At 63.3% G+C, this 15,116-nt stretch carries 15 protein-coding genes; 4 read left to right on the forward strand and 11 right to left on the reverse strand.

From position 1 onward, the window contains the following. Positions 1–30 precede the first annotated feature (30 nt). Positions 31–576 (reverse strand): RNA 2',3'-cyclic phosphodiesterase, encoded by a 546-nt coding sequence (thpR, locus tag AIOL_RS19400; RefSeq protein WP_049645559.1) that lies wholly within the window; start codon positions 574–576, stop codon positions 31–33. Continuing rightward, positions 573–1,652 carry a cell division protein ZapE gene (gene zapE, locus AIOL_RS19405; protein WP_049644496.1) on the reverse strand — a complete coding sequence of 360 codons (1,080 nt, stop codon included), beginning with the start codon at positions 1,650–1,652 and terminating at the stop codon, positions 573–575. The genes thpR and zapE overlap by 4 nt, the downstream gene beginning before the upstream one ends. Positions 1,653–1,768: 116 nt before the next feature. Between zapE and AIOL_RS19410 the strand changes: the two genes are divergently transcribed. Continuing rightward, positions 1,769–3,016, forward strand: a complete 1,248-nt coding sequence (locus AIOL_RS19410) for an MFS transporter (RefSeq protein ID WP_049644497.1) — start codon at positions 1,769–1,771, stop codon at positions 3,014–3,016. Here AIOL_RS19410 and AIOL_RS19415 read toward each other — a convergent pair. The 6 genes from AIOL_RS19415 to AIOL_RS19440 form a co-directional block, all read right to left on the reverse strand. After that, positions 3,013–3,867, reverse strand: coding sequence for an alpha/beta fold hydrolase (locus AIOL_RS19415; protein ID WP_235439097.1), 855 nt, complete (start codon positions 3,865–3,867; stop codon positions 3,013–3,015). The genes AIOL_RS19410 and AIOL_RS19415 overlap by 4 nt on opposite strands. 114 nt (positions 3,868–3,981) lie before the next feature. Next, entirely contained in the window at positions 3,982–4,605 is a 624-nt protein-coding gene (locus AIOL_RS19420) for an HAD family hydrolase (RefSeq protein ID WP_049644499.1), read from the reverse strand. A 251-nt stretch (positions 4,606–4,856) separates the two neighbouring features. Continuing rightward, the gene (locus AIOL_RS19425) at positions 4,857–5,306 is read right to left on the reverse strand and encodes a YaiI/YqxD family protein (RefSeq protein ID WP_049644500.1); all 450 of its coding nucleotides are present in this window, start codon (positions 5,304–5,306) and stop codon (positions 4,857–4,859) included. Continuing rightward, a complete protein-coding gene (gene sthA / locus AIOL_RS19430) occupies positions 5,303–6,724 on the reverse strand; it encodes a Si-specific NAD(P)(+) transhydrogenase (RefSeq protein WP_049644501.1) in 1,422 nt (473 codons plus the stop codon). Before sthA ends, AIOL_RS19425 begins: the two co-directional genes overlap by 4 nt. A 3-nt stretch (positions 6,725–6,727) precedes the next feature. Next, entirely contained in the window at positions 6,728–7,561 is an 834-nt protein-coding gene (fghA, locus tag AIOL_RS19435) for an S-formylglutathione hydrolase (protein ID WP_049644502.1), read from the reverse strand. 34 nt (positions 7,562–7,595) lie between these two features. Then, on the reverse strand, positions 7,596–8,537 hold the full coding sequence (locus AIOL_RS19440) for an AEC family transporter (RefSeq protein WP_049644503.1): 942 nt from the start codon (positions 8,535–8,537) through the stop codon (positions 7,596–7,598). A gap of 118 nt (positions 8,538–8,655) precedes the next feature. Between AIOL_RS19440 and AIOL_RS19445 the strand changes: the two genes are divergently transcribed. The 3 genes from AIOL_RS19445 (at position 8,656) to AIOL_RS26015 (ending at position 11,629) form a co-directional block, all read left to right on the forward strand. Then, on the forward strand, positions 8,656–9,741 hold the full coding sequence (locus tag AIOL_RS19445; protein WP_268760237.1) for a glycosyltransferase family 2 protein: 1,086 nt from the start codon (positions 8,656–8,658) through the stop codon (positions 9,739–9,741). 67 nt (positions 9,742–9,808) lie between these two features. Beyond that, entirely contained in the window at positions 9,809–10,429 is a 621-nt protein-coding gene (locus AIOL_RS19450) for a TetR/AcrR family transcriptional regulator (RefSeq protein ID WP_049644505.1), read from the forward strand. A gap of 768 nt (positions 10,430–11,197) precedes the next feature. Continuing rightward, the gene (locus AIOL_RS26015; protein WP_235439101.1) at positions 11,198–11,629 is read left to right on the forward strand and encodes a hypothetical protein; all 432 of its coding nucleotides are present in this window, start codon (positions 11,198–11,200) and stop codon (positions 11,627–11,629) included. Here AIOL_RS26015 and AIOL_RS24610 read toward each other — a convergent pair. From AIOL_RS24610 to AIOL_RS19470, 3 genes are all read right to left on the reverse strand, one after another. After that, a protein-coding gene (locus tag AIOL_RS24610) for an IS630 family transposase (RefSeq protein ID WP_152912289.1) occupies positions 11,601–12,559 on the reverse strand; the annotation gives its coding sequence in 2 pieces (ribosomal slippage) (positions 11,601–12,215 and positions 12,218–12,559; 957 coding nt in all). The genes AIOL_RS26015 and AIOL_RS24610 overlap by 29 nt on opposite strands. A gap of 767 nt (positions 12,560–13,326) precedes the next feature. Further along, positions 13,327–14,439, reverse strand: coding sequence for an S-(hydroxymethyl)glutathione dehydrogenase/class III alcohol dehydrogenase (locus tag AIOL_RS19465; RefSeq protein WP_049644506.1), 1,113 nt, complete (start codon positions 14,437–14,439; stop codon positions 13,327–13,329). Positions 14,440–14,632: 193 nt separating this feature from the next. Then, positions 14,633–15,058, reverse strand: a complete 426-nt coding sequence (locus tag AIOL_RS19470) for a cytochrome c (RefSeq protein WP_049644507.1) — start codon at positions 15,056–15,058, stop codon at positions 14,633–14,635. Positions 15,059–15,116: the final 58 nt, after the last annotated feature.

A 15,116-nucleotide genomic window follows, 5' to 3' on the forward strand; every position in this document is an offset into this window, starting at 1 on the left:
GTGATCGAGCTGGGCCCGTCCCGCCCTCATCTATGTCAGCCCATAAGACACCAGCGGGTCATAGGTCGCGCCATTTTGGTGCAGGGTCGAGCGATAGAGACGGAATTCAGTCGCGCGAAACGGCGGCAGGCAAAGCCCGGCCTGGCTGGTCAAAAACTCTTGCACATTGGCGATCTCTGACCCGCGCCGCGACTCCTTGAAACGCGCCAAAGTCACATGCGGGCGGAAGCGCTCGCGCGACAATTCAACGCCCGAACGCATGGCGGCGCGCCGGACGCGTTCTCGAAGTGTGGACAGCGCGTCATTCGGCTCTACACCCGCCCAAAGCAGCCTTGGTTTGGCGCCGCCGAACACGTCCACGCCCTTGATTGAGACATAAAAGCCCGGCAGGTCGATCTGCCCCAGCACCTCGTCCACGCGCGCGAGCGTCTGCTCGGTCTGCTTGTCGAGATAGGCCAGCGTGATGTGGAAGTTCTCTGACGGCACGTGGCGTCCGACCCGCAATCCGATCTGCGCGTCCTCTAATTGATCGCGCGCCTCCTCTGGCAGCGGGATCGCCACAAAGGCCCGGATCATGTGCCCCACCCTTCGGACTGCATCTCTCGCAGCCGGCTGGCGGTCCTTTCGAACTCGAAATTCCCGGCGCCCTCAAGGTAGAGCCGCTCTGGCGTATCCGCCGCGGTCACGATCAGCCTAGTCTTCGACTCGTATAGCGTGTCGATCAGCGTCACAAAGCGCTTTGCCTCGTTGTAGTTGTACTGGCTGAGATGCGGCACGTCTTCGAGGATCAAGACTTTCACGGCATCGGCGACGGCCAGGTAATCCGCCGCCCCCAGGGGCCTCCCGCAGAGCTCCCAGAACGGCACGCGCGCCACGCCATTCATGAACCGCGCCAGCTCCACCTCGCGCCCTTGCACCGTCAAGAACAGCCGGTCCGAGCGCCCGCCGCTCAGCTCTTGCCAGATCGCCTCGACCTCGGCGCGGCTGGCCTCGTTCACGGGCGTAAAGTAGCTCTCGGAGCCCTCAAGCTGGTGCTGGCGGTAGTCGGTGTCCGAGACCAGCTCGTGCACGACCATCCTGTCCTTGATCAGCGCGATGAAGGGCAAGAACAGCTGCCGGTTCAGCCCGTCCTTGTAAAGGTCGTCCGGCACCCGGTTAGAGGTCGTCACGACCACCACGCGCGCCTCAAACAGCGCCTCGAACAGGCGGCCGACGATCATCGCGTCGGTGATGTCCGAGATCTGCATCTCGTCAAAGCACAGAAGGTCGACCTCGGACGCGACCCTGTCAGCCACGGGCTTTAGCGCGTCGTCCACCCCGGTCTTGCGGGCCTCTGCCATGCCGCTGTGGATCTCTTGCATGAAGGCGTGGAAATGCACCCGCCGCTTCGCCTCTATGGGCACGGCGTCATAGAACAGGTCCATCAGGAAGGACTTGCCGCGCCCGACCCCACCCCAGATATAGGCGCCCTTGGGGGGTTCCGGCGGCTTGTTGAAGAAATTCGCCAGGAAACCGCCCGGCGGGGGCGGGTTCGCGAAATGCGCGCGGATCTCCTCCAGCAGGGGCAGCACGCGGCGCTGCGCCGGGTCGGGCGTGATGGCCCCATCGGCGATCAGCGCCTCGTATATCATCTGCACGGTCTTGCTCACCATGCCGAGATAATGCGTCGAAATGTATAAGGAAAGCTGATGCGCATGGGCTCAATTATCAATTTGACGTGGCGGGGGATTTGCAACACCGTGGCGCGGTAAGACAGGAATGCTGACCCATGCCCGACACCCGCGCCTCGCTGATCACGCCGGTCCTGATAGGCGGCTGTTTCATCATCCTCCTGAGCTTCTTGATCCGGTCCTCCTTTGGGGTGTTCCAGATCCCGATATCGGACGAGTTCGGCTGGCTTAGAGCCGAATTTTCGATGGCGATCGCGATCCAGAACCTCGCCTGGGGCATCGGGCAGCCGATCTTTGGCGCGATGGCCGAGAAAATCGGCGACCGCAAGGCGCTGCTCATCGGGGCGGTGATGTACGCGGTGGGCCTGGCGGTGTCGTCCCTGGCCTGGACGCCAGAGCAACACTGGGCGCTGGAGGTCCTGGTGGGCTTTGGCATCGCGGGCACGGGCTTTGGCGTGCTGCTGGCCGTGGTGGGGCGGACCTCTAGTGACGAGAATCGCTCTATGTCGCTGGCGATCCTCACCGCCGCGGGGTCGGGCGGTCAGATCCTGGGGCCGCCCCTCGCGGAGTGGCTCCTGACCATCATGACCTGGCAGCAGGTCTTCCTGGTCTTCGCCGCAATGATCCTGGCGGCCCTATTGTTCCTGCCGATGATCAAAACGCCGCCTGCGGCCTCGAAGGCAGAGCTGGAGGAATCGCTGGGCGGCATCCTAAAGAAGGCCTTCCGCGATCCGTCCTACACGCTGATCTTCCTGGGCTTCTTTTCCTGCGGCTATCAGCTAAGCTTTGTGGTCGCGCATTTCCCGGCGCTGATCACCGAGATGTGCGGGCCGGTGGACCCCGCGGGCAACCTGGCGGCGATCGGGATCACCACGACCTCGGCGCTGGGCGCGGTGGCGATCTCGATCATCGGGCTGGCCAATATCGCGGGCACGCTGACGGCGGGCTGGCTGGGCAAGTACTACCCCAAGAAGTACCTGCTCGCTTGGATCTATACCGGGCGGACCATCGCGGCGGCGATGTTCATCCTGTTCCCGATCACGCCCACAACGGTGGTGCTGTTCTCGGTGGTGATGGGCTCGCTTTGGCTGGCGACGGTGCCGCTGACCAGCGGGCTGGTCGCGCATATCTACGGGCTGCGCTATATGGGCACGCTCTATGGGATCATCTTCTTCAGCCACCAGCTGGGCGCCTTCGTGGGGGTCTGGCTGGGCGGGCGGATGTATGACGCCTATGGCGACTACACGGCGGTGTGGTGGGTCGGCGTGGCGGTGGGGGCGTTCAGCGCCATCGTGCATCTGCCGGTGCGCGAAAAGCCGCTATCCGAGCGCGCTCTGGCGGCCTAGCCCAGCGTTTCCGCCATCGCGGCGAGCACCTCATCGGGGTGCGACATGACCAGAGCGTGGTCGGCGTCGGGGACCGAGATCTGGTGCGTGTTGCGGTTCCATTCGGTAAGCTTGCCGATGGCCGCGGGCGGGATAACAGTGTCTAACGCGCCCCAAATCGCGGATACGGGGATCTGCGCCTGCGCGATGGCGCGGTGCTCCTCTTCCAGCTCCTCGGCCAGAAGATCGCGCTGGCTGGAGAGCACGGCGGGAAGGTAGCCGCGCCAGTCCGTCTCTGCGCCCAGCCGGTTGCGGATGGATTGCGGGGCGGGCATCTGCTTGGCGATCTGACGCAGCTCGCGGCCGCCAAAGGCCAGCATCACCCAATCCCCCAGAACCGGGGTGCGCCGGGCGAAATCTGCGACGCGCGACGGGCTGTGGACCATCCCCGCCGGGGCCAGCAGGATCAGGCGCTGGGCGCGCTGCGGCTCCTCGGCGGTGAAGACCGCGGCGATCGAGCCGCCCATCGAGTAGCCCATCAGCGTGAAACCATCCGCAACGCCCTGGTCGGCCAGAAGGTCGCGCATCTGCCGGATGAAAAAGCTGCGGGTCTGCGCGCCGCGCGGGCGATCAGAGAAGCCGCGCCCATAGAGGTCGTATGTCAGCACGCGGAACCCGGCCTCGGTCAGCCCCGGCAGCAGCGGCTCCCAGACATAGCTGGGCGTGGTCAGCCCGTGCACGCAGACCAGCACCGGGCCGTCGTCGGGCCCGTGCCACTGATAATGCGTGTGCCCGTCCGACAGGTTCGCGAAGGCCCCGGGCGCGGTGCCGCGCACCATGTCGTCCATATCCGGTTTGCGCCGTTCCAACACAAATGGCGCCGCAGCGGCCGCCATAATGAGAAGGAGAAGGATCCAGAGCATCTACGCCCGCGGTCTGTTGCGCTTAACGGTGTTAACTTACGTTAGCCTGCGGATGCGCGGCTGTCACGGCGCAGCTTCGGCCTCGGTCAAGAGGCCCTCCGCCATCAGGCGATCCGCCAGGCCCTGCTCGGTCTCAAAGAGATGCCCGTGCCAGCCGCGCGCCTGCGCCGCGTCGATATTCTCGGCGCGGTCATCAATGAACAACAGCGCCTCTGGCGCCTCGTCGACGCCCTCCTCCAGCATTTGGTAGATCGCCGGGTCGGGCTTGATCACGCCCATGCGGGCGGAGACAAAGCGCTTGTCGAATTCCTTAAGGATCGGATAGCGCTCCTCGGCCATGGCAAAGGTCATGTCGCCGAAATTGGACAGCGCGTAGACCGGCATGCCCTTGGCACGCAGCGCGCGCAGCAGCTTGGCGGAATGCGGCAGATCGGGCGCCAGCATCTCAAGCCAATGCACTCCCCAAAGGCGGATCTCGGCGGCGTGCTCGGGATGCGCGTCGACCAAGCGCTCCAGCCCCTCGGCCATCGGGATGCCGCGGTCGGACTCCAGGTTCATCGTGTCGAAATCGATCTGCGCGAAAAGCTCCTTTCGCCGGGCCTCGCCCAGGATGCGGTCAAAGGGCCGCTCGGGATACCACTCGACCAGCACGTTGCCGATGTCGAAGACCACCGCCTTGATTGTCATGTTTGCACTCCGGTTTTGCGTTGCGGCGAGAGTGTCAGACTGGGTTTGATGTGCAACCGGTAAACGGCGCGATGGGGCCTGGAGACCTGCCGTGTTGCGAATTGTCGCAGCGCTGAAGTTCTTAAGGAATTTTTGTGAAATTTGGCGCCAACCTAAATGTGGGTGGGAGCCCCCCGGGGCAAAGCCGCGGCTCCCACCCAGGACTATTGTCCTGGGGGAATCACCAAGATTTCGTTAAGAATCGCAGGCCTTCATGTCGCACGCGCCGCCGCCGCGACCAGCCGGTCCAGCGCGTTCAGGAAGCGCGAGCGGTCTGCCTTAGAGAACGGCTTCCCGCCGCCCTGCCGGAACGGGTCCGCCGCGCGCAGATCCGCCATCAGGTCCCGCGTGGCCAGCGCCTGGCCCACATTCCGCGCGTTCAGGGTCTCTCCGTTGGGCTTCAGCACCACCGCCCCCGCCCCCACGCATTTCGCCGCCAGCGGGATGTCACCCGTGATCACCACGTCCCCGGCGCCGCAGCGCTCGGCGATCCACATATCCGCCTCATCCGCGCCCTGATCCACATAGACCATCTCGATCAGCGGGTTCTGCGACAGCCGTAGCCCGCCATTCGACACCATCGCCACTTGCGTCTTGGTGCGCGTGGCCACGCGTTCCACCTCGGCCTTCACCGGGCAGGCGTCTGCGTCCACATAGATCACTCGGCGGGCGGCGGGGCTTTGAATTCCCGCGGGATCGGCATGCGGTTGAACGCGTCCAGCCCGGCGATCTTATAGGCCTCCGCCAGGGTCGGGTAGTTGAACGTGTTCTCGACGAAGTAGTCCACCGTGCCCTTCAGGTTCAGCACCGCCTGGGCGATGTGGATCAGCTCTGTGGCGCCCTCGCCGACGATCTGCACGCCCAAGAGGCGCCGGGTCTTGAGGCTGACCAGCATCTTCAGCATGCCGTGTTCGAGCCCCATGATATGCCCGCGGCTGGTCTCGCGGAACCGCGCCACGCCGACCTCGTAGTTGATGCCGCGCTCTTGCAGCTCTTCCTCGGACATGCCGCAGGTCGAGATCTCGGGCACCGAGTAGATGCCGTAGGGGAACCAGGGCGATTCCTTCAGCGTCGGCGTGTCCAGGGCGTGGCAGGCGGCCACCCGCCCCTGCTGCAGCGAGGTCGAGGCCAGCGAGGGGTGCCCGATCACGTCCCCCGCCGCATAGATATGCGGCACGTTGGTCTGATAGCTCTTGCGGTCCACGCTCAGCCGCCCGCGATGGTCGACCTCCAGCCCGGCGGCCTGCACGTTCAGCTTATCCGTCGCCCCCATGCGCCCGGCGGCGAATAACAGCATCTCGGCGCGCACATGCCGCCCGTTCTCCAGCGTGACCTCGACATGGCCATTCGCGTCCTCGATCTTGTCGATGGCCGCGCCCAGGCGCAGGTCCACGCCGTTCTCCAGGATCTGATGGGTGAAGTCGCCGATCAGCGCCTTGTCGATGAAATCCAGGAAGGTCTCGCGCGGCTCGATCAGCGTCACTCGCACGTCCAGGGCCGAGAACATGGTGGCGTATTCCACCCCGATCACCCCGGCGCCCACCACGACCAGCGAGCGCGGGATCTGCCCCATCGCCAGGAACTCGTCGCTGTCGAGGATGCTGCGCCCGTTGAACGGCACGTTGTCGGGGCGGTAGGTCTTGGTGCCCGTGGCGATCAGGAACTTATCCGCCGTCAGGGTCTGGACGTCGCCGGCGTCGGTGGCGACCTCGATCTCGGTCGCGCTGACGAACTTCGCCGCGCCGTGCAGCGTGTCCACATGGTTGCGGTTGAACTGATGCTCCAGCACATCGACCTCGTAATCGAGCGTCTTGTGCAGGCGCATGCGCAGGTCCTCGGCGTCGATGTCGTCCTTCACCCGGTAGGAGCGGCCGTAGAACGACCGCTCGCGCCAGCCCGACAGGTTCAGCACCGTCTCGCACAGCGTCTTGGACGGGATCGTGCCGGTATGCACCGACACCCCGCCCAGCTGGTCGCGCCGATCCACCACCAGGACCTTGCGCCTGAGCTTGCCCGCCTGGATGCCCGCCGAGCGCCCCGCCGGGCCGGACCCGATGATGATAAGATCGTAGTCGGCCATGTATTACCCTTTACTCATTGCCTCGGCATGAAAGCCCACATGGTCCTCCATGAAACTGGAGACGAAGAAATAGCTGTGGTCGTAGCCCGTCTGCATGCGGAACGCGCCCTGCTGGCGGCGCGCGGCCATGGCGTGGCTCAGCGTCTCGGGCCGCAGCAGGTCAACGAACTGGTCCTTGGTGCCGGTGTCGATCAGAACTGGCCCGTCAAAGCCCGCATCCTGCATGAGTAGGCTCGAATCATGCGCCGCCCAGGTGGCCTGGTCATCGCCCAGATAGGCGCCCAGCTGCTTGCGCCCCCAATCCGACCCGGTGGGGTTGCAGATGGGCGAGAAGGCCGAGACGGACTTGTACCGCCCCGGCAGGCTCATGGCGATGGTCAGCGCGCCATGCCCGCCCATGGAATGCCCGGTGATGCCCTGGGCCTCGGGGTCGCAGGCGAAGTTCTTGAACACCAGCGCGGGCAGGTCCTCGGTCACGTAGTCCCACATGCGGTAATGCGGCGCCCAGGGGGCTTGCGTGGCGTTCACATAGAACCCCGCGCCCTGGCCCAGATCGTATGCGTCGTCATCGGCCACGCCCTCGCCCCGTGGCGAGGTGTCGGGGAAGACCAGCGCGATGCCCGCCTCGGCGGCCCAGGCCTGCGCCCCGGCCTTGGTCATGGCGTTCTCATGGGTGCAGGTCAGCCCCGACAGGTACCACAGCACCGGCACCGGGCCGTGGCTTGCGTCCTCTGGCAGGAACAGCCCAAAGGTCATGTCACAGCCCGTCGCCTTAGACGCGTGCTTGTACACGCCCTGCACCCCGCCAAAGCACGCGTTCTCTGCTACCGTTTCCATCGCCGTCCCTCCCGAATTTGAGTCGCCCCCAGCGCTACTGGAAGGCGACCCGCTCGGCAAGCCAAGCCAGTACCAGAGAAACCGTTACGATCGAGCAAATGGTCGAGATCAGGATCGTCGCAGAGACGCGCTGGGGTGCGACGCCGTAATGCGCGGCGACCATGTAGATATTCCCGGCGGTCGGCAGGGCGCTCGATGCGATCATAACGGCGGCGGCGTAGGGCTGGATGGGCCAGATCACCAGGGCGGCCAGGGCGATGGCGGCGGGATGCAGGATGAGCTTTACAAAGCTCAGCCACCCGGCGACGGCCATGCGCTCGGCGGACTTGCTGGCCAGCGAGGCGCCGATGGCGAAGAGCGCGCCAGGGGTGGCCGCCGCGCCCAGGTAGAAGACGAAGGCGTTGATCGGGCCGGGGATGGGCAGCTCTAGCGCCGACCAGGAGAAGCCCAGGAAGATCGCGATCAGCATCGGGTTGGTAAGGATGCCCTTCAGCACGGTCGCCACCATGCCGGGGCCGTCTTCGGCTCGCTTAGAGCCTGTTATCAGCGCCACCGCCAACACGCCGAAGACCAAAAGGTCCACCGCCAGCATCATCATGATATAGCCCACCGCGGCCTCGCCCATGATCAGCGCCAGCATTGGGATGCCCAGAAAGCCGATATTGCCGATCACGCCGCATTGCGCCTCGATGGCGGCCTCGGCCACCGGGATGCCCCTGAGCTGCGCCGCGGCGGTGGTGACCAGGTAAACAAAGGCCGTGGCCCAGAGATAGACCAGCATGAATTGCGGGTCGAAGACCTCCTCGAATTTCAGGTTCGCCGAGAACCGGAACAGCATGGCCGACAGCGCGAAGTAGAAGACGAACTTGGTCAGCGCGGCGGTGGCCTCTTCGCTGAAGAACCCGGTCGCGGCGGCGGCAAAGCCCACGCCGATCAGCAGGAAGAAGGGCAGCGTCTGCAGAAAGATTTCAACCATATTCACGCCTTAGCACCGGATTGCCGGCAAGAGAAAGCCGCTCTGGACGAGACAGGGCGAATATTCTACCCATTTTCTGCGAGGATCCGGAGGGGCTATCATCAATACCGCCAGCACTATCGGCGCGCCCGCCGTCGCGGTTGTGGTGCCGACCTTCAACGAGGTCGAGAATGTTGGCGAGCTTGCCCAGCGACTGGGCGAGGCCCTCGCGGGCGAGGCCTACGAGGTCATCTTTGTGGACGATCATAGCCCCGACGGCACCGCCGATGCGGTGCGCGCGCTGGGCCAGGCCGATGGCCGCATCCGCTGTGTCGAGCGCGTCGGGCGGCGCGGGCTTTCCACCGCGGTGATCGAGGGCATCCAGGCGACCTCTGCCGAATACGTGATCGTCATGGACGCCGATTTGCAGCATGACGAGGCGCTGGCCGCGCCGATGTTGGCCGCACTGCGCGACGGCGCGGACCTGGTGGTGGGCTCGCGCTATATCGCGGGGGGCGGCACCGGCGATTGGGACGCGTCTCGGCTGAAACAGTCTCGACTCGCGACCCGATTGAGCCGCCTTTTGAGGGCCGGGGACCTGACCGACCCGATGAGCGGCTTCTTCGCGCTGCGCGCCCAGGTGCTGCGCGACCGCGTCGCCGATCTGACCGGCACGGGCTATAAGATCCTGCTGGACATCCTGGCCACCGGCGGCCCCAAGCTTGGCGTCGTCGAGCTGCCCTATACGTTCCGGCCGCGCGCGCATGGCGAAAGCAAGCTCGACAGCCGCGTGGTGCTGGAGTTCCTAGAGCTGCTGATCGCCAAGACCCTGGGTCGCTACGTGCCGACCAAGTTCGTGATGTTCTCGCTGGTGGGCGGGCTGGGCATCGTGGTGCATATGGCGGTGCTGGCGCTGCTCTTCGGGCCGCTGGAGGTGGGGTTCGCCCGGGCGCAGGTGCTGGCGACGCTGGTGGCGATGACGGCGAACTTCTTCGTCAACAACGTGTTCACCTATTTCGACCGGCGGCTGACGGGCTGGCGGCTGCTGCCGGGCTGGCTGTCGTTCTGCGCGGCGTCCTCGGTGGGGGCGCTGGCGAATGTGGGCATCGCGGTCTACCTGTTCACGTCGCTCAGCACGGTCTGGTACCTGTCGGCGATCGCCGGGATCATAGTGGGCGCGGCGTGGAACTATGCGGTCACGGCGCTCTACACCTGGAGGGCGTGATCACCCGGCTTGCCGAAACTGAACTGAACAGTTTATATTGTCAGCCTATGGCAGCAGCAGGACATCCATGAACGTTGAGGCCCAGATCAAGCGCGGACGCAAGTTCGACCAGGTGCTCGAGGGCGCCCGCGAGGTGTTCCTGGCCGACGGCTACGAGGGCGCCAGCGTCGACGACATCGCCCGCGCGGCGCGGGTCTCGAAGGCGACGCTCTATAGCTACTTCCCCGACAAGCGGCTGTTGTTCATCGAGGTGGCCAAGCAGGAATGCGCCCGCCAGGCGGAGCTCGCGGTGCAGCAGGTGCAGATGAACGGCCCCCTGGACGAGGTGCTGTTCAAGGCGGCCTCCACCATGGCGCGGTTCTTCATGTCGCAGCTGGGGCGGCAGACCTACCGCATGGCCGTGGCCGAAAGCGCGCGCTTCCCCGAGATCGGGCGGGCCTTCTACGAGGGCGGGCCCACGATCGCCCGGAACGCCTTGGTGTCCTACCTGGTCGAGCAGGCCGAGGCCGGCGCTTTGGTGATGCAGGACGTGGACCTCGCGGCGGATCAGTTCATCGAGATGTGCAAGGCGGGCCACCACGTGCAGTCCCTGCTGGGCGTGAAAACCGACTGGACCGAGGCCGAGACCGACCACATCGTCCGCGGCGCCGTCGAGACGTTCCTGGCCCGCTACGCCGCCAATCGCTAGCGCGTTGCGTTGCCCGATTACCATCGCGCAGATCAAATCACACAGTGCGGACGCTCTTGATGGGCCGCTAATCGTTCACCCTGTGTCTTGCACAGCGAAGTTTGTAACGTCTCCTCCAACACCAGACGCTACCGCAAATAACGTCGTTTGGCGGTAGTGAGCCCGATAACCTCTTTGACTGTCCAAAGGGGAACGACCGATGTAGCAATGTTGACTGTAAAGCAGTGCGAACCCTATATTCCATTTAGTTACATAACGGCTACTTTACCGGCGGATTTTGGGGGTAAATTTACATGAAATTGATTTTACTGTCTTTTTTTATTGCCTTTGCAGGCAAGTCATTTGGATGTGAGGCTGTATATGTCAGAAATGACTGCTACTATGAGATACGAATAATGATAGAACATGCCGCATCCTACGACGAATGGCGCGCGCGTGGATGGTGGACAGTCGATACTGACAGGACCACACGTCTCCTCTCGAGTGGAAACCCTATCTGCCATCGGCGCGATCATGAGCTATACTTCTATGCCGAAACCACAGATGGTGAAATTGTTTGGGAGGGCGACAACAGATCTTCCTACAAGGGTAGTACGGTTTGGCTCAGAAAGGCTGCTGCTGAAACGCATAAAGGTGGAAGCTTGATAGTTCTCAAGTGCAGGAGATCGTACTAGCCTAAAGATGAAGTTATCGGACCTGTTTATTTACGGTAGGAAACCCAGTCAAATCAAATTGCAAGAAGTATAGCTAGAATAGGGAGTTTTTTTGATGTATATTAGTGGTATCTCGGTAGCATTCACTTCACGGTTTTCGAAGATTTTTCTGGGTACGTTGGTAGCTGTGGTTTTGGGCGGTGAACCAGATGAAGCTTTGGCGCAGCAGGGCCCGTATGCTTCAGTCAACATCGGTGGAGTTCCGATGTATTGTACCTCGAGGTTCGGCCAGCAGGTGCCAATTTGGATTGATCCGAGCGTGCACGGAATGATTGGACTATCGACCACTGGACCAAATCCGTCGATCCAAATCGACCCGATTTTTTTTAACCAGATCCCGCCATTGACAGCTCAATTCTGGTTTCTTCACGAGTGCGCGCATCAAGTCGTAGGTGGAGACGAGACAGAGGCGGACTGCTTTGCGGTCCGCAACCTGAGGAACTTAGAGCGTTTCGACATTAGTTTGAGACATATCCAGCGGCCTTGAAGTAGTTCGAGCATTCTTCCGGATCGTACAGGTCACAGATTTCACCGATGGCTTTGAAGACGGATGTGAACGAGCGTGCTCCGATCCGTCGGAGATGGGCCTTGAGCTTCGAGAAAGCTTGTTCAATCGGGTTGAGGTCTGGGGAGTGTGGCGGCAGGTACAGAAACCAGCAGCCATGCGCCTTTAGCGCGGCTGCTGCTTCCTTGTTGCGATGCGTGGCCAGGTTGTCGAGAATCACCACCGTGCCGGGTGTGATTTCGGGCACCAGCACTTCGCGGATGTAGGCGGCAAAAGCAGGACCGTCCATTGCGCCTTTGATGACCCAGGGTGCGATCAGCGCATCATAGCTCAGACCGGCAATCAGTGTCTGCGTCCCCCAACTGCCGAAGGGCGCGTCCATGGTCAGGCGCTCGCCGCGTGACGCCCAGCCCCGTAGCCGCGTGAGGTTCGTCTTCACGGCGGTTTCGTCAATGAAGACAACACGATCCGGTGAGGCCCCGACGGCCGGAATGCGATGAGCAAACCAATCAGCCCGCCGTCGCCTTACCTTGGCATGGCGGCGCTCGGAGGCCACCAACGACTTTTTTTGTGCGTGAAGCCGAGGCGCTTGAGCAACCCCGCAATGGCGGAATGATGGACCGCAACCCCTTCCGCATCAGCGAGTGCATCACGCAGTTCGAATAACGTGATGTCCGGGTCCTGCGTCACCAACTCCCTAAAGAACTCTATATGGTCGGCCAGCTTGCCCGATCCCGCAGGACGTCCCATCAGTGCAACAGTGGCAGCCCCGGTACTCCGGATTCGACCGGCCCATCGAGCGCCAGTGGCGGCAGAAACCTGAAGGCGGCGTGAGGCTTCTCTCCCGGACAGTCCTTCCCTGATCAAACGCGCAAAGCGGTCGCGCAGTTCTGTCGACAATGGTGCTGGCATGATGTGATCCTCCCTATTAAGGTGAATCACAGTTCAAGCTCTGTGGGAATCCAACCGATTCAAACTTTTGTCGAAACGCTTTAGGATTGATTAGAAGCAATCGCGATGTAGAGAGACTCCTGAGCCAGGTCGCCTCTATGCGCGGTTCGCACCGCCATTTGCCCGGGCGTCGTCGGGCGGAAATGATTTGGTTTTGTCTAAATAGCTAGAGGTTTTTGAAACCGACACCACCTAACGGTGCAAGTCTTAAGTTTGGCAAATGGAGTGGAAAAGTTGTCTTTTTTCCAAGGCTGAGACTAGAAACATAAGACCCCGCCGACCCACATGCCATGTTGATCGGAAGCGGATATTGGGATTTCAGATCTAAATGTCAGCAATGTCCCACAGACTGTCGGTTCACGAATAGAGAGACGAACGTCCGGATTCTGCATTCAGTGGAAGAATTACGCTGAACGAATGTAAAGACTTTGGCGAGATTTCCAGCCGCAAGTCGGGCGAGTGCTTGCACGCACCGCCCGCCCCAACACCCCACCGCGCGGCCTATTAACCATGGGCTTTGCCATACCCGTGCCCGACAGAAGTCCGACGTTTTGCCGACGCTTCGCCGACACCGGTTTCGCCATGAAAATAGGGGTTAACCGACCGATTCGCGGTCACAGCCCGCGCGGCGGGTTAACACATTCGTAGGGCGGGACTTGTCCCGCCGCCCGCCTCGGTGGCCAGGCACCGTCCGGCGGCCCCCCCGACAGAGGACCGCCGTGCACCGCTTAGTAGGTCACGACCGCCCGGATCGACTCGCCCGCATGCATCAGGTCAAAGCCCTTGTTGATGTCATCCAGCCCCATCGTGTGGGTGATCATGGGGTCGATCTCGATCTTGCCCTCCATGTACCAGTCCACGATCTTGGGCACGTCCGTCCGGCCCCGCGCGCCGCCAAAGGCGGTGCCGCGCCAGACCCGCCCGGTGACCAGCTGGAACGGCCGGGTGGAGATCTCGGCCCCCGCGGGCGCCACGCCGATGATCACGCTCTCGCCCCAGCCCTTATGGGCGCATTCCAGCGCGTCGCGCATCACCTTCACATTGCCGGTGGCGTCAAAGGTGTAATCCGCCCCGCCGCCTGTTAAATCAACAAGATAGGGGACAAGATCGCCCTCCACCTCGGAGGGGTTCACAAAGTCGGTCATACCGAAACGCTCGGCCATGGGCTTCTTGCTGTCGTTGAGGTCAACGCCCACGATCTGGTCGCAGCCCGCCAGCCGCAGGCCCTGGATCACGTTGAGCCCGATGCCGCCCAGCCCGAAGACCACGCAGCGGCTGCCGATCTCGACCTTGGCGGTGTTCATCACCGCGCCGATGCCGGTGGTCACGCCGCAGCCGATATAGCAGATCTTGTCGAACGGCGCGTCCTCGCGGACCTTGGCCAGGGCGATCTCGGGCAGCACCGTGTGGTTGGAGAAGGTCGAGCAGCCCATGTAATGCAGGATGGGGTCGCCATCGAGCGTGCTAAAGCGGCTGGTGCCGTCGGGCATCAGGCCCGCGCCCTGGGTGGTGCGGATCGCCTGGCAGAGGTTGGTCTTGGGGTTCAGGCAGTAATCGCACTCGCGGCATTCGGGGGTGTAAAGCGGGATCACGTGGTCGCCGGGCTTCAGGCCGGTGACGCCCGGCCCGCATTCAACCACCACGCCCGCGCCCTCATGGCCGAGGATCGCGGGGAACAGGCCCTCGGGATCGGCGCCCGATAGGGTGAACTCGTCGGTGTGGCAGATGCCGGTGGCCTTGATCTCCACCAGGACCTCGCCCGCCTTGGGGCCGTCCAGGTTCACGTCCATGATCTCAAGTGGCTTGCCGGCGGCGACGGCAACAGCGGCGCGTGTTCTCATAATCTATCCCTCCCGAGGAAAACATTCTGTTGCGGCATTCTTCGCAGCAAATGTGTTGCCCGATCAAGCCCCTGCTTCTTCTTGGCCAAAAATACGGGCGGCGCGACCCTGGCGCCATGCGGGCGGTCCCGTTTCGCGTCGCCTCTGGGCTTGCTGAGAAAAGAGCGCGCGGCAGCGCACATTTGGATAACGGCTACTCGCGATAGGCGCGGTGGCAGTCCCGGCAGGTGGCGCCGAGCGCCGACATCGCGGCGGCGAGCTCCTCGGCCGTGGCCACGGTGGTCGCGGCCTGAGCGGCTTGGGTGAGCGCGTCGGCCTTGGCCTCGAAATCGGCGTAGTCGGCCCAGATCGCGGGCAGGGCCTCGGACTTGGGGTCGTCCTCCTGGGCGCGGAAGAGATCCTTTGTGGCCGCGGCCTTCTGGGTGATGACCGCCGCGGCGGCCTGGGCGGCGCTGGCGTCGAATGCGGTCGCGCCCTTGGCCATCCCGCCCAGCAGCTTCATCTGCCCGGCGATGTCCTTCATCGCATGCATGCGCGCCATGACGGCGGGGTTCTGCACGCCTTGATGGGCGAGGGCGGCGGTGGCGGCGAGGCAGAGGAGCAGGGCAAGTCGTTTCATGCCGGCAGTCTAACCGCGTTTGGCGGGCCCGCAAGGACTCGACTCGCTTGGGCGACTC

Source organism: Candidatus Rhodobacter oscarellae, assembly GCF_001078595.1.
Lineage (GTDB): Bacteria > Pseudomonadota > Alphaproteobacteria > Rhodobacterales > Rhodobacteraceae > Rhodobacter_B > Rhodobacter_B oscarellae.